The organism is Neisseria sp. P0014.S002 (genome assembly GCF_051958295.1).
In the GTDB taxonomy this organism is placed as follows: Bacteria; Pseudomonadota; Gammaproteobacteria; order Burkholderiales; family Neisseriaceae; genus Neisseria; species Neisseria flavescens_B.
In genome coordinates, this window is record NZ_JBQCVO010000001.1 from 193,968 (window position 1) to 215,494 (window position 21,527).

Consider the following 21,527-nt stretch of genomic DNA (forward strand, 5'->3'; position numbering starts at 1 on the left):
AATTTTATATTTTTTATATAAAAGAGTATTTTAACCTATTATATTAAGTTCTTAACAAAGAGAAACTATGTCTGCTTTTACTCCCAAACCCAAAATAATCATTCTCAGCCTTGCCAGCGCATTCAGTACATTAACCGTTGCCAATACCATCGAAACCTCAGCTCGACCAGAACAATACCAGGAATTGGATACCGTTGTTGTCAGTGGCAAACGTACCAACGACCAAAAAGGCGCGGACGACGTGTATTACAAAAACGTCTCCAACGCCTATGTCGGCAAAGAATACCTCGAACGCTACCGCGTCCAATCCGCCGGCGACGTACTCAAAGGCCTAAACGGCGTGTACAACATGAACACCCGCACCACAGGCGGCGCGATTACGCCCAACATACGCGGCATCACCGGCAAAGGCCGCATCCCCGTAACACTGGACGGCACAGAACAAACGGTCGATGTCTGGCTCAACAACTACGGTGTGGGCGACCGCAACTATCTCGACCCCGCCCTGTTCCGCAGCATAGCCGTGGAAAAAAGCCCCGCCATGACGCGCGGCGTGAAATCGGGTGTCGGCGGCGCGATGTCCATCCGCACCATCGAACCCGCCGACATCATCCCCGAAGGCAAAAACTGGGGAATCGAAGTCAAAACCGAGTTTTCCGGCAACACCGTGGCGCAGAAAAACGACTTGCGCCAATTCTTAGGCCACGACTACCGCACCCTCTCGCCCATAGGCGCTACAGCGGACGGGGTATCGGGTATGCCCGATGTATTGACCGGCTATACCGGCAAACCTTCCCCCACCGCCCTGTTGTTGGACGAAGGCATAGCAGGTACGAAGTATGCGGGCGGCAAAAGCCACACCAACTTCAAAGACGACAGGCAGCTGATGTTGTCCGCCGCCTTCAAAACCGACATTACAGACGGCCTTGCCGCATACAGCCACCGCCAAAAAGGCAACTACTACGCGGGCAAACGCGGTTATCAGAGCTACCTCAACAACCCCATTTACGGTGCGGATGCCTGTTACGACCAGTATCCTGACAAATCATGGCGGGAAAAAGACATGCTCTGCAAATCTTCCGCCAGCCTGGTGCCGAATATGGCCGTCCTGTTCAGGCCGGGCGAAGAAATCATGAACAGCCACACCGACACCAAAACCCTGCTGCTGAAAAACAACTGGTATCTGCCAAGCAACCAAAAAATCAGCCTGCAATATATGGACAACAAAATCGGCTTCGGCGAAATCAATCCCCTGATAACGGCATGGATACTCGGTTTCGCCGAACAATCCCTAGACGAACCCGCGCAGCAGGCACCGGGCATAGGCACGAAAATCGACAGCAAAACCTACAAAATCGGCTACGAATGGAAACCGCAAAACAACAAATGGATAGACCTTCAAGCCGATATGTGGCGGGTGAAGACCGACAGCAACCGCCATCAGAGCGGCGGCCCCGTCGTCGGCGTCATTACGCCCGACTATGAGTACGACCTTTGGTATTGGTGCAACATACGCAAACAGCCCTCGCCTAACCTGCGGGGGGAAAGCTGCGAAAGCGCGATGGCGTCGAACACCTACGGTTCGGCGCGAACCCATGAAGAAGTGCTGCGCATGATAGAAGACTCGCCCGACAAAATCGCCCGCAAGCTGGCAGAACACGATGAAAACAACCGTGCGATTACCGACCGCTGGATGGGGCATACGGGCGGCTACTACGCCATCACGCCCGCCGATAAAAATGTGATGACCGACCAGACCAACCAAATCGGCAAGCTGATGAACCTGGCCGAACTGAAGCAAAAGCTGAATCAGGAACGCTACTACATCGAACATCCCGACCGCATCATCGTTCCCGGCGCGCGGCAGCGTACCGACGTCGTCCGCAACGGCTTCAACCTCAGCAACCGCTTCCGTCTTTCCGACAAACTCAGCCTCACCCTTGCCGCCGACTACCAGCGCGAAACGCTGGAAGAACGCACCGATACCGCCGACAGCAATGATTTGATGAATACTTTCGGCGTACTGACCCGCATGGCGGCCTTGGGCGGCCCGCAGTCGGCGAAAAAGCGCGAATGGGGCGCGAACCTGGTCTTCGACTGGAAACCGACTTCCCGCCTGAACATACAGGCGGGCGTGCGCTATCAGAACTTTAAAGGGCGCAATATCGAACTGGCGCGGCAGCGTGCCGCACGCAACCCCTGGTATCAGTACGGCCTGGGTTCGGACAGCTATGTTACCGGCCTGCTAATGCCGTATTACGAATTGGCGGATGAAGAAGACTTGCGCTTATTAGACGGTTTGCGGCGGACTTACAACCGCAATTTTTGGGATCAAATGGATAAGCAGAGCGACGAGTATAAGCAGTTAAGCCGCCGCTTTGCCGAAAAGAACGGCTATGATTTCGATCAGGTCGAAGACGACGTCTCCGATGATGCTTTTTACCGTACCCGTATTTACGGCAAAGCGGACGGCAGCCTTACCATGAAAAGTAAAGCCGATAAAGATAAAGACGCACTTTATATCCTGCGCCGTAAGCAGATTATCCCGATGGTCGCGGGTAAATTCGATACCGATAAAATACAGATTACTCCGGAAATGTACCGTGAAATGGTAAACAACCCACAAGGCAAAATAGGCCGCTACCGCCGCTATATCCCGGGTTCGCCTGTCGGCAAAAACAGTGATAGGCTGGTTAATGAGTATACGGGCAGCTCCTATCCGTCTCCGGATCAAAGGGTAAGTCACGACTATAATAATACCGCGTGGATACCCCATCCATTCGGCGAAGCCGACCGCTGGCGCATGCCGCAGGAACAGCGCGCGCATTCCTGGTCGCCCATGCTGTCGGTCAGCTACGATCTTGCCGACAACCACCGCCTCTTCGCCCGCTATGCCCGCATGAGCCGCTTCCCCAGCCTTTACGAACTGACCGCTTCCACCGGCAGCGGCGGGCTGTACGGCAGCAAGACCGTGGCCGAATACAGCCTGAAGCCGGAAAAAAGCACCAACTGGGAAGTCGGCTACAATTTCAATTTCGCCCCGCATTTCGCCAAACTGCGCCAAGGCGACCTCCGCCTCACCTACTACAGCAATAAAATCAAAAACCAAATCGACACCTCGAATATGGACGGCGGCATGATCCAATACGACAAGGCAATCAGCAAGGGGGTGGAGCTGCAAAGCCGCCTCGACAGCGGCCGCTTCTTTGCCTCCTTCGGTGGCACTTACCGCTTGAAACATATGGTGTGCGACAAGGGCATCGCCTTCAAATTCGACTATTACTACCAACGCGTACCCGAATGCCTCGAAGGTGGCTTCGGCCTCAGCCGCTTCTTCCAGTCCCTGCAGCCGAAATATTCGCTTACCCTCGATGTCGGCACGCGCTTCTTCAACGAAAAACTGGAATTGGGCATGCGCGCCATCCATCACAGCAAGGCGGAGCGGAAAAACTACGACAAGCTGATTGCCGACGGCGTGGGGCAGGTGTATGAGCGCAACGGCCAACCCTACGGCTGGCATGCCACCACCCTTTTGGATGCCTATGCCCGCTACCGCATAGGGAAACATATAGACTTGAATTTCGGCGTTACCAACCTTGCCAACCGCTATTATCTAGACCCGATGTCCAACACCCCGGTCCCCGGCCCGGGCAGGACTGTTACCTTAGGCATCAAGGGTAAGTTTTAAGGCTTGACTGTATCCTATGCAGCCGATGGGCAGGAATCTGCCCGTCGGCTACAGCCTGTTCCCTTTACTATAATATTTGTATTTCTTAGATGATAATGCAATGATATTAAAAATAAAATATTGACAAATGCAATCCGCACTTTGTATTTGATAATGAGTTTTAATTAGATTTATATTTTTATTTATATTAATATGCGCCCTATCGGTAACACCCGATATACCTTGCCGCTGAAGACAAAACAGCGGTATCCACCATATCTTTTCTTTGAAAGGAAAAATCATGAAAGCATCACAATTAACCCTCGCCGTCCTTCTGACCGCCGCCTTCGGCTCTGCTTATGCAGTAAAAGTTGAAGGTGGAGATTCAAGTCAAAAACAATTAATTCAAGCTGCCGAATCCGATCCTCTGCCCTTCGGTGCAGGTGCGGCGGGCATCAAAGTCAGCACAGGCAAAGGCAACGGCCTGTCCAATTCCATCAACCTCGAAGCCGGACCCGCGCAGCGCATCCGCAACAAATACGGCAATGCGCCTATCAACGGCGGCAATCAGAACGCCAATGTAAACGGTGCGGCCAATCCGAGATACCTGCAACCCGGCGACATCAACCCGATTGCGGGCTGGTTCTCGAAAACCAAACTCGCCCAAGTGTGGTATGAAAAACGCGCCAACAACACCGAGGTGTTCAGCGTACGCCAAATGGCCGACCCCAAGTTACCGATTGCACCGAAATTCGGCGGCATGACTTTTGCCAAAGTGCCGACGGCGGCAACCAATGTCTTCTTCGGCGAATGGGCGCCGCGCAAAGGCAACAGCAATCAGATCGCCAACAGCACGGATTTAAATATGAACGACGGCAACCGCACGGTTTGGTTTGTGGGTGAGAATCCGACTAAAAACACCAGAAACTTGACTGCGGTTACCTATAACGTTGTCGGTATCAACAAGCACACGCCGGGCAAAAACGATTTCTATACCGGTGAAATCAAAGCCACATTCGGTACGGGTGACAAAGGTTCTATGAGCGGCGCACTGAAACGCACAGGCGATAAGGATTTGAGCTTTAATGGTGTCGAAATTAACAATTCAAAAGGTACATTCGACAGCATACCAGGTCGCAATAACGAAGGCATTACCGGACAATTCTACGGCAATGGCGCGGCAGCCATGGCAGGCTATGCCACTCGCGGGACTGACAACAACAAAGGCGACGACGTAGCCTTCGGCGGCGCGAAAAAATAACCTTGCCCGCTTACGCGATTAGGGAATGCCGGTGTTTTCGGCGTTTGGCCGTCCGTTCCCGCAATCAGGAAAACCGCCGTTTTTTAACCGCAGCCGCAGTAGGCATAAATATACTGCGGCTGACCTGTTTCCGAAGTGCCGTGCAAACCTGCATTGCCTTGCGGAATTTCTGTTTTTACTTCTTTCAGACGGCCTCCCTGCCCAAAGGACCCCATCCCATGAACCACCGCCTCTGCCTGCTTTTCCTGCCGCTCTGTACGGTCTGCCTTGCCGCCCCGTCCGACGATGCCGCGGACGAACGCCGCCGCCTGCTGGACGAGGGCAGCCGCCAAACGCAGCAATACCGCGAAAGCGGTTGGCTGGATACGGAGCAGGCACGCGGGGAAGTGAGGGAAAACGACGGCTACATCATGATAGACGGTACAGTCTACCAAGTCGGCGATACGGCGGAAGAACTGGAAAGCGCGATTTACCACGCCCTCAACGCGCGGCAGTGGCACAAGGTGCGGCAGTTCGCCGCCCGCTACGCCAAACTGCCCCGGCACAAACCCGCGCTGATTCATTTGGCCGATGCGCTACAAAAACGGGACGAAGGGAATTTCCGCGCGGCAAGGAACAGTTTTCAGACGGCCTTGGAAGCCGAACCCGACAACCCCCGCCTTCTGCTCGAAGCGGGGCGGTTTTATGCCGAAGACAACCAAAACAAAGAGTCCGCCGCCGCGTTTGAGAAAGTTCTGAAAACGGATATTCCTGCTGAAACTCACCCCATCGTGGAAAACTACCTGTCCGAACTAAGCAAACGCCGCCGCTGGCACGGCCAAATCAGCCTCGGCTACGGCTACAATAGCAATGTAAACCAAGGCAACGGCATCAACCAATGCGTGTGGGAAATCTCAGGCATGTGCCTGATGGAGCGCACCCTGCCCGCACCAACGGATTCGACCTTCTCATCCTATAGCGCGACCTCCGAAAAAACCATCCCGCTCAAAGGGCATCACGGTGTACAGGTGCGCGGTGTACTGTACGGCAACCACTACACGGAAAAAGACAAAGATTCGACAGCCATGCCGGATTACAGCTATCACAACAGTTCGCTGTACGCGGGATATGCCTATGCCGACACACGCTCCTCCTTTTCCCTGCTGCCCTATTTCGAATACGACTTCCGCAACCGCCACACCCACTACCGCGCATGGGGTGTGGATGCCGACTGGTCGCGCACACTCTCCCCGCGCTGGCGTGTCAATGCCCGTGCCGGAGCGAAAAAGACCGGATACGGCGGACAAAGCAAAGATTATTTTGCCGACTACAAACAATACGAACTGGGCGTGGGGACAGAATTTTCTCTCACGTCGAAAAGCGGCCTGTTCGCCAACTTTGATGCAACACGCAAAGCCTATCCCGAAAAATCTTCTTCCAGCAAGGAATATACAACACGGCTGGGAGCGTATAGTTTTTTTTCAAGCGGTACTTACCTCAACGCCATCCTGCTTCACCGCCGCAGTCTTTATGACGCGGCAAGTTTTGTCAGCGACAACAGACGGCGGCGCGACAATCAATACATAATGATAGCCGCTGTGGGCTTTCCGCAGTGGAACCTTAAAGGCGTGTACCCTGAGTTTCGTTTCAGACGCTCAATCTCCCATAGCAATACAGCACATTACCGCTACCGTCAGAATGAATGGTTACTAAATTTTAAATATCGATTTTAAAATTGAGTCATTTAGAAATACGCTAAAACAGCGATACAACCATACTGTTTTACTCCTTTCTATATCATGCCGTCTGAAAAAAGCCGATACACCTTTCCGATGTATCGGCTTTCTCTATCTGCTCAACGCTTAATTTTTGCCGGGCAGTTCTTTTTCGCTCAATGGTTTGATATACCAAATATCGCGACAGTAGTCGGCGATGGAGCGGTCGGATGAGAAGAAGCCCATGTTGGCGATGTTGATCAAGGCTGATTTGCGCCATGCGGATACGTTGCGGTAGTGTTCGTCCGCTTTGTATTGCGTGTCGATATAGCTGCGGAAATCGGCCATCAGTTGATAGAAGTCGCCGTATGGTTGCAACACGTCGTTGTAGCGGTTTGGCTCTTCCGGAGAGAAAGTGCCTTGGCTGATCTGGTTGACGACGCGGCGCAGGTCGCTGTCTCGCTCGATATAGCTCAACGGGTCGTAGCCGTTGTGGCGGATTTCTTCGACTTGTTCTACGGTGTTACCGAAGATATAGCAGTTGTCCGCGCCGACTTTTTCCAAAATCTCAACGTTCGCGCCGTCCAGTGTACCCATACAGATTGCGCCGTTGAGGGCAAATTTCATGTTGCTGGTACCGGATGCTTCTGTACCTGCCAGTGAGATTTGTTCGTGCAAATCGGCGGCAGGAATGATGATTTGGGCAAGGCTGACGCTGTAGTTCGGGATGTAAACGACTTTAATCAGGTCGCGGATACGGGTGTCGTTGTTGATGACTTTGGCAACGTCGTTAATCAGACGGATGATTTTCTTCGCCATGTAATAGGCGGATGCGGCTTTACCGGCAAAGATAAACACGCGCGGCTGCCAATCGAAATCCGGGTTTTCCAAGATTTTGTTGTAGCGGTCAACGATGTGCATCACGTTCAATGCTTGACGTTTGTACTCGTGGATACGTTTGATTTGGATGTCGAAAAGTGCATCGGTATTAACTTTGATGCCCAGCTCGGTTTCGATGTATTTGGCAAGGCGCTCTTTGGCGGCTTTTTTCACTTCGCCGAATTCTGCCTGTACGGAGGCATCGTCCACTTTGTCGTTGAGCTTGGCAAGGTTGTCCAAATGCAAACGCCAGTCTTCGTCGCCCAGATGTTTGTCCAAGAATTTGGTCAAGCCCGGGTTGGCGATGTTGATCCAGCGGCGCGGGGTTACGCCGTTGGTTACATTGGTAAAGCGTTCCGGGAATATTTTGGCAAAGTCGGCAAAGATGGATGTGGTCATCAAATCGGAGTGGATTTTTGCCACGCCGTTGACTTTGTGCGAACCGATCACGGCAAGCCATGCCATGCGGACGCGGCGGCCGTGGGTTTCGTCAATGATGGATACACGGCGGACAAAGTCGTCGTCGAAGTTGCCGATGGCGCGTAAGGCATTGAGGAAGTAGGCGTTGATTTCAAAGATGATGTCCAAGTGGCGCGGTAGCAAACGACCCATCAGGTCAACCTGCCAGGTTTCCAAGGCTTCGCTCATCAATGTGTGGTTGGTGTAAGAGAAAATCTTACAGCACATATTCCATGCTTCAGTCCATGCGATGCCCTCTTCATCAATCAGGATGCGCATCAATTCTGGAATGGCGAGCACCGGATGGGTGTCGTTCAAGTGGATGGCGACTTCGTCTGCCAAAGTACGGATGCTTGGGAAACGGCATTTGTGACGGGCGACTATGTCTTGAACGGAAGCGGAAACCAAGAAGTATTCTTGTTTCAAGCGCAATTCGCGGCCGGATTCGGTAGAGTCGTTCGGATACAGAACGCGTGAGATGTTTTCGTCGCTGTTTTGTGCGCGAACGGCAGAGGCATAGTCGCCTCGGTTGAAGTCGGCAAGGTCGAACAGGTTGCCTGCATGTGCAGTCCACAAGCGCAATGGGTTGGCACATTCGCCGCCATAGCCAGGAATGATTTCATCGTATGCCCAAGCGGAAATTTCTTCGCTCGGCTGCCATTCTTTTTTATCGCCCAAGTTCAACACGTGACCGCCGAAACGGATGGAATATTGTTTGTTCGGACGGGCAAACTGCCATGCCAAATCTTGGTCAAGCCACAAATCGGGTTTTTCGACTTGTTGCCCATCCACGATTTCTTGTTTGAACATACCGTATTGGTAACGGATGCCGTAGCCCATGGCCGGAATGCGCAGGGTTGCCAAAGAGTCGAGGAAGCAGGCAGCCAGACGGCCTAAACCGCCGTTACCCAAGCCTGGATCTTCTTCTTGTTCGCAGACATCGGCAAATTCTTTGCCCAGTTGCTTGAAGGCCTCTTCAAATTCGGCGTAAACGCCTTCGTTAATCAGCGCGTTGACAAACGAACGGCCGAGCAGGAATTCCATAGATAGGTAATAAACCATGCGTTTGCTGTTGTCGATGTGGGCGCGGCGTGTTTTGAGGAAATCTTCCGCAATCAGGTCACGCGCGGCAAGCATGGCAGCGTTGAGCCATTGGTGTGAAGTTGCCTCCTTCGGATCTACGCCCAAGATGAAAATCAGCTTATAAACGATGGACTTACGGATGGTTTCGGCGTCCGGTTTAGGCATTACATAATCGTAACCGGAGATGGGGAGTTTTTTCTTAGCCATGGAAGCCTTTCTCTAGCGTGAGGCACTGGACAACGCGCCTGATGGTTTTATTAAAAACAACGAAACTCGGTTTTCAGACAGCCTGACAACGGCAACAGGCCGTCTGAAAGGAATGACGCGTAGGTTTGTTACACAATAAGGGAATTATAGCGGAAAGATTTTAAAAAAGGATATTTTTTTCTTTATAAAACATTTGATTAACAACCAAACCATTAATCATCTTATCGGCATTTCCGATTTATACCACAAAGCCCAAAATGAACAAGTACCAACAATATATCAAAGAGTTAATCAAACAATAGTTTAATTCTCATTTAATTTGTTTTATGTAAAATCCAAATCCCCATATGTTCAACAACACATTTCCCTGATTCTTCGTAATTTAATTTCTCTGATGGTACGCAAGAAATTTCCCAATTACCTTGAGGCAGGTTAAATAACTGACGACTACGTTTGGCATTCACCAACAGCAGCCACTCGTCGTCCAAAACAATCTGAATCGCCTTACTGCCCCTGTTGTGCCAACAATATTCGGTCATCGGGCTGCTGTCGGCATTGAGCCATTGCACGCGCTCTTTTTCCCACCAGCAATCATCTGTCAGCAGCTTGATTTGGCTGCGGATGCGTATTAGCTCTTGAGTGTAATCTTGCAACGCATGAGACTCATTTTGCCAATCCAACCATGTAATCGGATTATCTTGGCAGTAGCTGTTGTTGTTGCCTTGCTGACTGTTGCCGAATTCATCGCCTGCCAACAGCATGGGCGTACCGTTGGATAAAAATAAAGAGGCAAGCAGCGCTTTGGAAGTGTATTCACGGTTGAGCAAAACCTCTTCATCATCGGTTTCGCCTTCTACGCCGTGGTTGTAGCTGATGTTTTCATTATGCCCGTCGCGGTTGTTTTCACCATTCGCTTCGTTGTGTTTTTCGTTGTAGCTGACCAAATCGTGCAGAGTGAAGCCGTCGTGTGCGGTAATGAAGTTGATGCTGGCAGACGGACGGCGGCCGCTGTGGTTGAAAATATCGGACGACCCCGCCAAGCGTTCGGCAAATGCGCCCAAATTACCGCTTTCCCATGACCAAAACGCGCGCATATCATCGCGGAAACGGCCGTTCCATTCAGCAAAAGGTTGCGGGAAATTGCCCAAGTGATAACCGCCCTCGCCGATATCCCATGCTTCGACAATCAGCTTCAGACCGGCCAAAACCGGGTCCTGATACAGGACTTGGAAAAAACGGCCATACGATTGGAAATCAGGTTCGCGTCCCAATACGGTTCCCAAGTCGAAACGGAAGCCGTCAACATGAAACTCTTCAGCCCAATAGCGCAGGCTGTCTGCCGCCCAACGGGTAACGTCGCGACGGACAATATTGAGCGTATTGCCGCAACCTGACCAGTTCTCATAGCTGCCATAAGAGGTGTGCCAATACCATAAAGTGTTGTCGATACCGCGCTGACACAGCATCGGGCCTTTGTCGTCCTGTTCTGCCGTGTGGTTGTACACGACATCCAAAATCACTTCCAAACCCGCCTGATGCAAGGCTTTGACCACCTGTTTAAACTCTGCCGCCGCACGCTCGGGATTATCGGCATAAGACGGCTCGACGGCAAAATGGGAGTAAGTGTTGTAGCCCCAATAATTGCTCAAACCCATCTGCTGAAGATGGTATTCGTCCAGATGATAATGAATCGGCAACAGCTCGACCGTCGTCACCCCCAACTCTTGCAGATAGGCCAAAACCCGTTTATCACTCAAGGCCTTATAAGTGCCTGCGTACTTCAAATCGGGAAACTGCTTGGTAAACCCTTTGACATGGGCTTCATAAATAACGGTTTTGCCCCACGGTATTTCCGGACGGCAATCTTTGGCCCAATTAAATCGGCTGCGTCCGATCACGACGCTTTTCGGCGCAACGGCGGCATTGTCGCGTTCATCTTCCGGCCTGAACCATGCCATTTCTTCGGCGGTACGGTAGCTTGGTTTGCCGTCAATTTTTTTGGAATACGGGTCAATCAGCAATTTGTTGGGATTAAAACATGAGCCGTATTCTGCGTTTTCACGTCCATACACGCGAAAACCGTATCGCTGCCCTGCCTTAACGTCCGGCACAAATCCGTAAAATACCGAACCGCGCCGCGAAGGCATCTCCAAACGGGTTTCTTTATCTTTATCAAACAGACACAATTCGACCTTTTCGGCATTGATGGAAAACAAGGTGAAATTCGCGCCCTTGCTTGTCAGGGTCGCGCCCATGGGATAAGGCTTGCCTTCCTCGATATGCCATGATTTGGCAGTCATAGAATGATTCCTTGGTATGTATTTGGTTTCGTGTCCAATATAAGGCCGTCTGAAAATCTTTCAGACGGCCTTGAGTCATATTTATGTCACTATCTTTTAATTTTCAGCTAATTAGGCAGGCACGATGCCACCCTCAAAGTTGATTTACGCTTCGTCTTTGACTGCCGCCTGATACAGGTAAACGGTTGCCAACGGCGGTACGGTAACAGACAGGGAATTTGGTTTGCCATGCGACCAAACTTCTTCTGTCTCCACCGCTGCGCCGGCAGAAACGCCGCTGCCTTTGTAATGCAGGTCGTCTGAATTGAGGATTTCGCGGTATTCACCGGCAGAATTCACACCAAAGCGGTAGCCTTCGCGCACCACAGGCGTGAAGTTGCTGATCACGATAACGCGGTTGCCTTCGCGGTCGCGGCGCTCGAAGACAAATACGGAATTGTCGCCGTCATCGGCAACCAGCCATTCAAAGCCTTCAGGCCATTGGTCCAATTGGTAAAGCGGTGCAGTGTCTTTATAGACATGGTTCAACTCGCGTACGAAGTCTTGTACGCCTTTGTGCCAGCCGCCCTCTTGCTCCAGCAGGAACCAATCCAGTCCTTCGTTGTAGTTCCACTCTCGGCCTTGTGCAAACTCGCTGCCCATAAACAAGAGTTTTTTGCCGGGGAAGCCGTACATAAAGCCGTAGTAGGCGCGCAGGTTGGCAAATTGTTGCCAGCAGTCGCCGGGCATACGTCCGAGCAGCGAGCGTTTGCCGTGCACGACTTCATCGTGTGAAAGCGGCAGGACAAAGTTTTCGCTGTACTGGTACATCATGCCGAAGGTCATTTTGTTGTGATGGTATTTGCGGTTGATGGGGTCTTCCATCATGTAACGCAAAGTATCGTTCATCCAGCCCATATTCCATTTAAAGCTGAAGTTCAAACCTTCTTGGCGGGTTACATTGGCAAATGATGTGGATTCTTCGGCGATTTCAGTTGCAGCCGGAACTTCCTCTTTCAACATGGTGTTGGTATCGCGCAGGAAAGCGATGGCTTCAAGGTTTTCATGGCCGCCGTATTGGTTCGGAATCCACTCGCCGTCTTTGCGCGAATAGTTGCGGTAAATCATCGAAGCAACCGCGTCAACGCGGATACCATCAAAGCCGAAACGTTCTATCCAATATAGGGCATTGCCTTGCAGGAAGTTTTTCACTTCGTTTCTGCCGAAGTTGTAAATCAGGGTGTTCCAGTCTTGGTGATAGCCTTCGCGCGGGTCGGCGTGTTCATACAATGCGGTGCCGTCAAACTTGGCCAGGCCGTGATCGTCGGTCGGGAAGTGTCCGACCACCCAGTCGAGGATAACGCTGATGCCTGCATCGTGTGCAGCTTTAATCAGGGCGCGCAATTCTTCCGGCGAACCGAAACGGCTGGTCGGCGCATACAAACCGGTTGCCTGATAGCCCCAAGAGCCGTCAAACGGGTATTCGGACACGGGCAGGAACTCGATATGGGTAAAGCCCATGTCTTTGACGTATGCCACCAACTCTCTGGCCAGATCTTCGTAAGTCAGCCAGAAATTGTTTTCCGGATTGCGTTTCCATGAACCCAAATGCACTTCATAAATGCTGATCGGCGCATCAATGGCGTTGGCACGGGCGCGGAAAGCCGGTTCTTCCACTTCGCCAGGCAAACCGCGCACGATAGATGCCGTGGTCGGGCGCAGTTCCGCACCGAAAGCATACGGGTCGGCTTTTTCGCGCACATTGCCGTTGGCATCGCGGATTTCAAATTTGTAAAGGGCATTAAGTTTAACTGCCGGAATAAAGATGTCCCAAATGCCGTTGTCGCGATGGAAACGCATCACATGGCGGCGGCCATCCCAGTTATTGAACTCGCCGATAACGGAAACGCGTTGCGCATTTGGCGCCCAGACGGCAAAGCGTACGCCCTTCACGCCGTCCAACTCGGCAAAATGCGCACCTAAAATCTCATAAGGACGCAGGTGCTTGCCTTCGGCCAACAGCCAGGAATCCATGTCTTGCAATGCAGAGCTGAAATGATAAGGGTCTTCTTCAATCACAGGCTCGGAATCTTCGGTATAACGGATACTCAAAGCGTAATCGGGCGCATCATCGGGCAAAACAGCCACAAAGAAACCACGTTCATCAATTTTTTCAGACGGCACGATGAGTTCGCCGCTGCGGCGGTTCACAATATCCACGCTTACAGCGCCGGGAATCAAAACACGCACCACTTCATCGCCCTCTGCAAGGCGGTGTCGTCCCAGATAAGCGAACAAGTCGCTGTGGGTGGCAAGAAACAGGCTTTCGACCGTATCGCGCTCGATTTGGTCAAGTTCATGATAAGTCTTGATTTGGCTGTTTGTTTTCATGCGTACCTCGTCAATAATGGCAAGTTGGCCGCCCATGAGGCGGTGTTGTGGGAAATCTTCCAAAGAAACCGGCATTTTTTGCGCCCAGTTCGAATAGCCGTCCGTTACGCCGGGGACATTCAAATTGTCAATGACGCCCAGCAAGTTTTCCAGTTGTACGGCGTAAAGCTTGCTGCGGCTCAATGCACCGTATTTGTGCAAAGCCGCCAGCAAGGTTTCATCGGCTTTTGCCGGCATTTGTACGTCTGCACCTAGACAGCCGGTTTCTTTCAATTTATCCAGCAAATCGGCTTTATCGTGTTCGCGTTCATCCAAGGCCGTCTGAAAAGCGGCTGCATCAGGCAAAGTACCGAGTTTGAACATCGTATCCAAATCTTTGCCTATCCAATAACCTGCCAAGGGCGCGACATCGTGGGTACTGATGACCGTAATCGCCTGCTCGGGGTATTCTTCAGGTAATTGGAAACCATTCCAGCCCTTGCTGAAATACATCACTTTGTAGGAAAACACTTGATAACGGTTGAGCAGATAACGCGCTTGATCGGGTACCGTTCCCAAGTCCTCGCCGATGATGACGCAACGGTTGCGCTGGCTTTCCAATGCCAAAATGGCAAAAGTCACTTCGGCATCGTAATGCACATACGCGCCGAAATCTGCTGTTTTATCGTTTAAAACCCACCACAAACGACACAATGCCATTACATGGTCAATCCGCAATACGCCATACAGACGCATGTTTTCGCGCAACAGATGAGCAAATTTTTCATAGCCCGTATGCTTCAACATCAACGGATTAAGCGGCGGCAAATCCCAATTCTGCCCTGTCGGCCCTAAAGGATCGGGCGGCGCACCGACCGATACGTCCATACAATAATCTTGGCGGTTTAACCAAGTATCCGCGCTGCCTCGCGCCACGCCGACCGCCAAATCACCGTAAATACCGAGTTTGACACCATATTCGGCAGCGGCTTTGTTAACTTCTTGCAACTGCTCCGCGCAAAGCCATTGCAGCCACATATAAAAACGGATTTCACGTTCATGGCTGCGCGCGAATTTTTCTACTGCTTCACCATCAGGCTGATGAAATTCAGACGGCCATGACTGCCAACCCACTTGTCCGGGACGGCTGTAATACTGGTTCAAAGCCTCAAACAAACCGAAGCCCTGCAAAGCTTTGCCTTTTTCCGTAACAAATGCTTCAAATGCAGCGCGTTCATTTGCCGCAGCTTCGCAAGTATCTTGTTCAAACGCGTTAAACGCCATATGCAGCGCATCACATTTGCATGCCCAAACCGCCGTATAAGTCACCGTTTCCGTAACACGCAAAGCGGCAATACGCTGACGGATTTTTGGTTGTGCCAGCCAGTTTTTCAGTTGCTCGTTATAAGTAAACGCCCCGACTTTCTCGATATCCAAGTAAATCGGATTAAGCCATTCGCGCGAAGAAGGGCTATACGGGCTGGCAAAGGCAGGCTTGCTGGTAAACAAGGCGTGCAAAGGGTTGATACCGACAAAATCCAGCTTTTTCTCTGCCACATATTTCATCAGGTTCAGCAAATCGGTAAAGTCGCCTATGCCCCAGTTACGCTCGGAACGCAGGCTGTACAAATGCATGGTCAAACCATTCATCCGACCACCATTAGCAAGCAGTTTGGGTTGGTAAACCGATTCAGGCGCAACAATCAGGCGTACAAGGCGACATCCGCCGCCGGTCTCGGCAGACAACGTGTAATAACCGCAAGCCAGTCGGGGCAGCTTAATCCAAAGCGTATCGTTGTCGCCCGGATATAAAGTCAAGCTCTGGCACTCATCCGCCTCATCAATCAATACGACCGCTTCCGCACCATGAAATTCAGACGGCATCTGTAAAGATTCTTCGCCGTTTTCATGCGCGACCATCGTATTCAGATAAAGGCCGTCTGAATCCGGTTTGCTTTTGTCCAAAATAGCAACGATCGATTCCAAAACTTCAGGTTTGGTCGCATGATATGTCCCGTTGATGTCGTGGTAGCCTAAATCAATACCGGCCGCTACAGCCTGCTGCTCCAATGTTTCACTCATTGCATTCTGCCTGTTTTACCAATATCTGAATCTTAATACAGATTGTGTCGCACCGTTATATGTAATTTATTGTAGTCTCTAACAAAATCCATATTTCCCTGTTTGATTTGACCTGCGCCAAAATTTCCTATTTATCTGTCTTGTAAAAACTTAAAAGCCGTCTGAAAAGGAAGGTTTCATTCCTTTTCAGACGGCCTTTATCATGCTTCAAGCCTGATTAGTGGTGGTGATGACCGTGCGGGCCATGTACGTGGCCGTGGGCAATTTCTTCCTCGGTCGCATCGCGCACACCTTCAACGGTCGCCTTGAACAATACTTTCATACCGGCCAAAGGATGGTTGCCATCCACTACGGCTTTACCGTCGGCAACATCGGTTACACGATAAATCAATACATCGCCTGTTTCCGGATCATCGGCTTCAAACATCATGCCGACTTCAACTTCGACAGGGAACACGCTTACATCTTCAATACGCACCAGCTCAGGATCTTGCTCGCCGAAAGCATCATCAGGCGACAAAGCCACTTCAACGGTATCGCCTACATTTTTGCCGTGCAACGCTTCTTCCACCAAAGGGAAAATACCGTCATAACCGCCATGCAGGTAAGCAATCGGCTCTTCGGTTTTGTCCAACAGCTGGTTGTTTGCATCGTACATTTCATAATGCAGGGAAACTACGGAATTTTTAACAATAGACATCATGTCGTCCTTAATCAATATTTAAAAGTCAAGTTCAGGCTATTCTATCACAGCTGTAACTCAACAATCGGTTTACCTTAAACAAATACTTTTGGCAAACACAACAAAACCAAAAAAGCCCATATAAAAAACCAAATTGAATGATTCCAATCCATAAAAGTTGCTTTTTCACAACACAAAGTTGCTAAATTACAAAAATTTTCCCAAACGCAAAAACATTCTAAATCCTTAAAACCAACAACAGTTAAAAATAATCAAATTATTGAATATAAACAACTTTTTAAAAGTTCATTAATTATGAATATTTTTAGATGATTTTTTACCTGCCTCCCTGATTTACATTATTTTCGCTAATTTTGTATTGATTTTAGTCCGCAAACAGTTAAGCAACGTTGCATTGGCCTACCCCGTGGGGCATAATAACGAAAATTCAGCAATGAATTTCTATTGTACAGGCCGTTCGACGGCTATTTTTAGTTTAAATGTTTAAATCGATTTAAAAAAGGTCCTCAAAAATGAAAAAATCTCTGTTCGCTGCTGCTTTGTTGTCTTTAGCTTTGGCCGCTTGTGGCGGTGCTGATAAAGCTGCTGAAACTGCCGCTTCTGCTGCTTCTGAAGCCGCTGCATCTGCTACTGAAGCTGCTGCATCTGCTACTGAAGCCGCTGCTTCTGCTGCTACCGAAGCTACTGAAGCCGCTGCTTCTGCTACTGAAGCTGCTGCATCTGCTACTGAAGCCGCTGCTTCTGCTGCTTCTGAAGCTGCTAAATAATATTCTTTTGAATATAAGAAAAGCAGGATACCATTGTGTATCCTGCTTTTTTACATTTCTCACACTCCCCTTCCCGACTTTTCCGCCTGACTGCCATGCACCTTCACGACCGTTTTACTGAGTTTCTTTCCGCCTCTGAAATCATCGAAGCCACTCCGGCCTTGTTAAACGACCAACGCCGCCGTTTTGTTTCTTCGCCGGATATTGTCTTACAGCCGAACTCCGTCGAGAGCGTGCAGAAAATCATGCGTTTCTGTTTTGAAAACCGCATCCGCGTAACCCCGCAAGGCGGCAATACCGGATTATGCGGCGCAACGGTAACCACCGAAGGCGTACTACTAAACCTCTCCAAGCTAAACCGCATCCGCGATATCAACCTTGCCGACAACAGCATGACGATTGAAGCAGGCGTGATTTTGCAGAATGCTCAAAAGGCGGCAACCGAAGCCGGACGACTGTTTCCGCTCAGCCTTGCCAGCGAAGGCTCTTGCCAAATCGGCGGCAATATCGCCTGTAATGCCGGCGGTTTGAATGTCTTGCGTTACGGCAGCATGCGTGATTTGGTATTGGGTTTGGAAGTCGTTTTACCAAACGGCGAACTGGTTTCCCACCTTCAACCCCTGCACAAAAACACGACCGGCTACGACTTGCGCCATCTTTTTATCGGCAGCGAAGGAACATTAGGCATCATTACCGCCGCCACACTCAAACTCTTTGCCCAGCCCAAAACCAAAGCGACCGCATGGGTAGGTTTAGACGATATTGAATCCGCCGTCTCGCTTTTAACTGAGGTGCAAGGCCATTTTGCCGAGCGCTTGACCAGCTTCGAGCTGATCAGCCGCTTTGCCCTCGATTTATCTTCGGAATTCAGCCAACTCAAAAAGCCTGCTGATGCGGAATGGCATATTTTGATAGAACTTGCAGATTCCGTTCCTGATGCCGGACTGGATGAAAAGCTTGCCGAATTTCTCTATCAAAACGGATGGGAAAACAGCATTTTGGCGCAATCCGAGCAAGAGCGCTCCGACTTATGGACCTTGCGTGAAAATATTTCCGCCTCCCAACGCAAACTTGGCACCAGCATCAAACACGACATTGCCGTCCCTATCGCCCAAGTGGCCGCCTTTATCCGCCAATGCGCCCCTGCCTTGGAAACCCGCTTTCCGGGCATACAAATTGTCTGCTTCGGACATTTAGGCGACGGCAGCCTGCATTACAATACCTTCCTGCCCAACGTATTGAGCAACGAAGCCTACCAATACGAAGACGCCGTCAATACCATTGTTTATGAAAACATTCTTGCCTGCCACGGTACGATTGCCGCAGAACACGGCGTAGGCATCATCAAAAAACATTGGCTGCCCCGTGTGCGTACGCAGGCCGAACTCATCCTGATGCATGCCATCAAAAATCAGCTTGACCCTTATGGCATTATGAATCCGGACAAACTCCTGCCTTCTTTGGATTAACCAATACAAAAAGGCCGTCTGAAACATTTCAGACGGCCTTTTATCTTATCCAAACTATTTCAATGCCGTTTTCCAATCCAGTCCGCCCAAGGACGGTACCTGTATCACTTCATTGGTATCCAAATTGACTGCTGTCAGCTCTCCGCCCCACAACGCGCCGGTATCCAAAGCGATAACCTGATCGGTATTAACGTAGCCCAATGACGACCAATGTCCGAACACGGTAATATAATCCAAATTCTGCCTATCGGGCGCTTTAAACCAAGGGCGCAGGTAAAGCGGCATTTTTTTCAGAGTGGATTTATATTCATAATCCAATTCGCCTTTGTACGTCAGCGCACGCATACGGGTAAAGACGTTGATAATCATGCGTAGGCGCTCATAGCCTGTCAAATCATCCGTCCACTCGGTCGGCTTGTTGCCGTACATTTTGCCAAAAAATTTCCTGTATTTTTTACCTTGCAATTCATCCTCAGCTTCACGGGCAAGGCTTTCGGCCTTATCAACCGACCATTGCGGCAAAATACCGGCATGCACCATCACATGTCTGTCGCCGCGCACCAAAAGCGGCTGATGACGCAGCCAGTCCAGCATGGCATGACTATCGGGATGGGTCAAAATCGGCTCAACCGTATCACTGCGCTTGAGCGTTCCTTCACCGCAACCGACTGCCAAAAGATGTAAATCATGATTGCCCAAAACCATTTGCACGCTGCTATCATGCTCTTTGGCAAATTTCAGGGTTTCCAATGACTTCGGGCCGCGATTGACAATATCGCCGACCAGCCAAAGAGTATCCGTACCATGATTAAAGCCGATTTTGGCAAGCAACAAAGTCAGCTCGTCAAAACAGCCTTGAATGTCTCCGATTGCGTAATGTGCCATTATTATTGTTTTCCGTTGTTCTTATTTTCAGACGGCCTCAAGCCCAGCCCAGGCCGTCTGAAAACATCAATTATGCATTTAAAACCAATACTGCCTCTGCTTCAACCTGAACACCTTTAGGCAGGCTGGCCACGCCAACCGCCGCACGTGCAGGGAAAGGTTGTCCGATAAATTCTGCCATCACTTCATTGAATACGGCAAAGTTGGCCAAATCGGTCAAATAAGCATTGAGTTTGACGATATCGTTCAAAGAACCGCCTGCTGCTTCGGCTACAGCTTGCAGGTTTTTAAATACTTGTACTGCTTCAGCGCGGAAATCGCCATTGCCGACCACAGTCATCGTAGCCGGATCCAAAGGAATCTGACCGCTCATATAAACCGTATCGCCTGCGCGTACTGCTTGGCTGTATGCGCCAATCGCGGCAGGGGCTTTGTCGGTATGGATAATGGTTTTAGACATGATATTCTCCTCAAGTAGAAATGTCAGAATCAGGTGGAAGCTTTGAATTTTACTTTCAACAGAAATACGTTTCAATAAAAGCATTCAATTAATGCGTTTAGCCCGTCTTGTTCTTCCCCGATTTTAAACCTACAATTCCACACATTATTCATTTCAAAGCCGAAATTATTATGTTTTTTGTCTTATCCCCAGCCAAAAACCTCAACGAAAAAGACCCCTCCCCCGTCAGCAGCTTTACCCAGCCCGACCTTCTGTCCGAAGCAGAAATCCTGATGCAGGAATTGCGCCAGCTTGCCCCTCAACAAATCGCCGAGCTGATGCATGTTTCCGACAAAATCGCCCTGCTCAACGCAGAACGCAATGCCGTATGGCACACGCCATTTACGCCGGAAAACGCCAAACAGGCCGTATTTATGTTCAACGGCGACGTTTATGAAGGCATTGCCGCCGATACACTCAAGCCGGAGCAAATCGACTACCTGCAACAACACGTCCGCCTGCTCTCCGGCTTATACGGCGTACTGCGCCCGCTCGACTTGATGCAGCCCTACCGCTTGGAAATGGGCACGGTCTTTGCCAACTCACGCGGCAAAAACCTCTACGAATTTTGGGGCGATAAAATCACCGACCTGCTCAACCAAACACTGAAGCAAGCCGGCAGCGACGTCTTAATCAACCTCGCCTCACAAGAATATTTCAAATCCGTCAACGCCAAAAAACTCAACGCACGCCTGATTACGCCGATTTTTAAAGACGAGAAAAACGGCAAATACAAAATTATCAGCTTCTACGCCAAGCGTGCGCGCGGTTTGATGGTGCGCTACGCGGCAGAACACGGCATTACCGAGCCTGAAATGCTCAAAAATTTCGACTACGAAGGCTATTCATTCAATGAGGCAGCTTCAAACGAAGCCGAATGGGTATTCATACGCGAAGAACAATCTAAATAAAAACAGAATCCTAGATATTTTTTCTAAAATACCTCTTGGCAAAGGCCGTAAGTTCCATTAATATTACGGCTTCAAGAATGGAAGCGTGGCAGAGCGGTTTAATGCAACGGTCTTGAAAACCGTCGAGGGTTGATAGCCCTCCGTGAGTTCGAATCTCACCGCTTCCGCCATTCTTGATATTTTTTTATCTAATGAAAATGAAATACAAGACTTGATGATTCAAGTCTTTTTTTTATTTTCAAACCCAAAGAATACCCAAGGGCCGTCTGAAACTTTCTATAACGCAGTTTCAGACAGCCTAATACCTTTGAA

The 21,527-nt window shown here is 50.2% G+C and carries 13 protein-coding genes and 1 tRNA gene; 7 read left to right on the plus strand and 7 right to left on the minus strand.

From position 1 onward, the window contains the following. Positions 1-67 precede the first annotated feature (67 nt). Both tdfG and ACTHSX_RS00920 read left to right on the plus strand, forming a co-directional pair. Positions 68-3,688 (plus strand): TonB-dependent receptor TdfG, encoded by a 3,621-nt coding sequence (gene tdfG, locus ACTHSX_RS00915; RefSeq protein WP_440376575.1) that lies wholly within the window; start codon positions 68-70, stop codon positions 3,686-3,688. 280 nt (positions 3,689-3,968) lie between these two features. Beyond that, a complete protein-coding gene (locus ACTHSX_RS00920; protein WP_440376574.1) occupies positions 3,969-4,928 on the plus strand; it encodes a Slam-dependent surface lipoprotein in 960 nt (319 codons plus the stop codon). A gap of 83 nt (positions 4,929-5,011) precedes the next feature. Here ACTHSX_RS00920 and ACTHSX_RS00925 read toward each other — a convergent pair whose 3' ends face one another. Beyond that, complete coding sequence (locus tag ACTHSX_RS00925) at positions 5,012-5,143, minus strand: hypothetical protein (RefSeq protein WP_010357722.1); 132 nt, start codon at positions 5,141-5,143, stop codon at positions 5,012-5,014. Between the two features lie 3 nt (positions 5,144-5,146). Between ACTHSX_RS00925 and ACTHSX_RS00930 the strand changes: the two genes are divergently transcribed. Beyond that, positions 5,147-6,640, plus strand: coding sequence for a surface lipoprotein assembly modifier (locus ACTHSX_RS00930; protein WP_440376573.1), 1,494 nt, complete (start codon positions 5,147-5,149; stop codon positions 6,638-6,640). 129 nt (positions 6,641-6,769) lie between these two features. Here the strand turns inward: ACTHSX_RS00930 and ACTHSX_RS00935 are convergent, their stop codons facing one another. The 4 genes from ACTHSX_RS00935 to ACTHSX_RS00950 form a co-directional block, all read right to left on the minus strand. Further along, entirely contained in the window at positions 6,770-9,250 is a 2,481-nt protein-coding gene (locus tag ACTHSX_RS00935) for a glycogen/starch/alpha-glucan phosphorylase (protein WP_440376572.1), read from the minus strand. Between the two features lie 314 nt (positions 9,251-9,564). Beyond that, positions 9,565-11,550 carry a glycogen debranching protein GlgX gene (gene glgX / locus ACTHSX_RS00940; RefSeq protein ID WP_440376571.1) on the minus strand — a complete coding sequence of 662 codons (1,986 nt, stop codon included), beginning with the start codon at positions 11,548-11,550 and terminating at the stop codon, positions 9,565-9,567. 144 nt (positions 11,551-11,694) lie between these two features. After that, a complete protein-coding gene (gene glgB, locus ACTHSX_RS00945; protein WP_440376570.1) occupies positions 11,695-15,981 on the minus strand; it encodes a 1,4-alpha-glucan branching protein GlgB in 4,287 nt (1,428 codons plus the stop codon). 217 nt (positions 15,982-16,198) lie between these two features. Further along, positions 16,199-16,681 (minus strand): FKBP-type peptidyl-prolyl cis-trans isomerase, encoded by a 483-nt coding sequence (locus ACTHSX_RS00950; protein WP_003683125.1) that lies wholly within the window; start codon positions 16,679-16,681, stop codon positions 16,199-16,201. Positions 16,682-17,196: 515 nt separating this feature from the next. Here ACTHSX_RS00950 and ACTHSX_RS00955 point away from each other — a divergent pair. Further along, a complete protein-coding gene (locus ACTHSX_RS00955) occupies positions 17,197-17,451 on the plus strand; it encodes a hypothetical protein (RefSeq protein WP_188209117.1) in 255 nt (84 codons plus the stop codon). Between the two features lie 95 nt (positions 17,452-17,546). Then, on the plus strand, positions 17,547-18,920 hold the full coding sequence (locus ACTHSX_RS00960; protein WP_440376686.1) for an FAD-binding oxidoreductase: 1,374 nt from the start codon (positions 17,547-17,549) through the stop codon (positions 18,918-18,920). A 54-nt stretch (positions 18,921-18,974) separates the two neighbouring features. On the opposite strand, the gene ACTHSX_RS00965 is transcribed toward ACTHSX_RS00960, so the two are convergent. Then, a complete protein-coding gene (locus ACTHSX_RS00965; RefSeq protein ID WP_063068237.1) occupies positions 18,975-19,805 on the minus strand; it encodes a symmetrical bis(5'-nucleosyl)-tetraphosphatase in 831 nt (276 codons plus the stop codon). A gap of 70 nt (positions 19,806-19,875) precedes the next feature. After that, a complete protein-coding gene (locus ACTHSX_RS00970) occupies positions 19,876-20,265 on the minus strand; it encodes a RidA family protein (protein ID WP_440376569.1) in 390 nt (129 codons plus the stop codon). A gap of 170 nt (positions 20,266-20,435) precedes the next feature. Between ACTHSX_RS00970 and yaaA the strand changes: the two genes are divergently transcribed. After that, positions 20,436-21,215 carry a peroxide stress protein YaaA gene (gene yaaA / locus ACTHSX_RS00975; RefSeq protein WP_440376568.1) on the plus strand — a complete coding sequence of 260 codons (780 nt, stop codon included), beginning with the start codon at positions 20,436-20,438 and terminating at the stop codon, positions 21,213-21,215. A gap of 79 nt (positions 21,216-21,294) precedes the next feature. Continuing rightward, positions 21,295-21,385, plus strand: a tRNA-Ser gene (locus ACTHSX_RS00980). The last annotated feature ends 142 nt before the right edge of the window (positions 21,386-21,527 follow it).

Excerpts from the sequence above, each read along its gene's own strand:
- ACTHSX_RS00955 (WP_188209117.1), top strand. The coding sequence starts at position 17,197 with ATGAAAAAATCTCTGTTCGCTGCTGCTTTGTTGTCTTTAGCTTTGGCC.
- ACTHSX_RS00960 (WP_440376686.1), top strand. The coding sequence starts at position 17,547 with ATGCACCTTCACGACCGTTTTACTGAGTTTCTTTCCGCCTCTGAAATC.
- ACTHSX_RS00970 (WP_440376569.1), bottom strand. The coding sequence starts at position 20,265 with ATGTCTAAAACCATTATCCATACCGACAAAGCCCCTGCCGCGATTGGC.
- tdfG (WP_440376575.1), top strand. The coding sequence starts at position 68 with ATGTCTGCTTTTACTCCCAAACCCAAAATAATCATTCTCAGCCTTGCC.
- ACTHSX_RS00925 (WP_010357722.1), bottom strand. The coding sequence starts at position 5,143 with ATGGGGTCCTTTGGGCAGGGAGGCCGTCTGAAAGAAGTAAAAACAGAA.
- ACTHSX_RS00965 (WP_063068237.1), bottom strand. The coding sequence starts at position 19,805 with ATGGCACATTACGCAATCGGAGACATTCAAGGCTGTTTTGACGAGCTG.
- glgB (WP_440376570.1), bottom strand. The coding sequence starts at position 15,981 with ATGAGTGAAACATTGGAGCAGCAGGCTGTAGCGGCCGGTATTGATTTA.
- ACTHSX_RS00930 (WP_440376573.1), top strand. The coding sequence starts at position 5,147 with ATGAACCACCGCCTCTGCCTGCTTTTCCTGCCGCTCTGTACGGTCTGC.
- yaaA (WP_440376568.1), top strand. The coding sequence starts at position 20,436 with ATGTTTTTTGTCTTATCCCCAGCCAAAAACCTCAACGAAAAAGACCCC.
- glgX (WP_440376571.1), bottom strand. The coding sequence starts at position 11,550 with ATGACTGCCAAATCATGGCATATCGAGGAAGGCAAGCCTTATCCCATG.
- ACTHSX_RS00935 (WP_440376572.1), bottom strand. The coding sequence starts at position 9,250 with ATGGCTAAGAAAAAACTCCCCATCTCCGGTTACGATTATGTAATGCCT.
- ACTHSX_RS00950 (WP_003683125.1), bottom strand. The coding sequence starts at position 16,681 with ATGTCTATTGTTAAAAATTCCGTAGTTTCCCTGCATTATGAAATGTAC.
- ACTHSX_RS00920 (WP_440376574.1), top strand. The coding sequence starts at position 3,969 with ATGAAAGCATCACAATTAACCCTCGCCGTCCTTCTGACCGCCGCCTTC.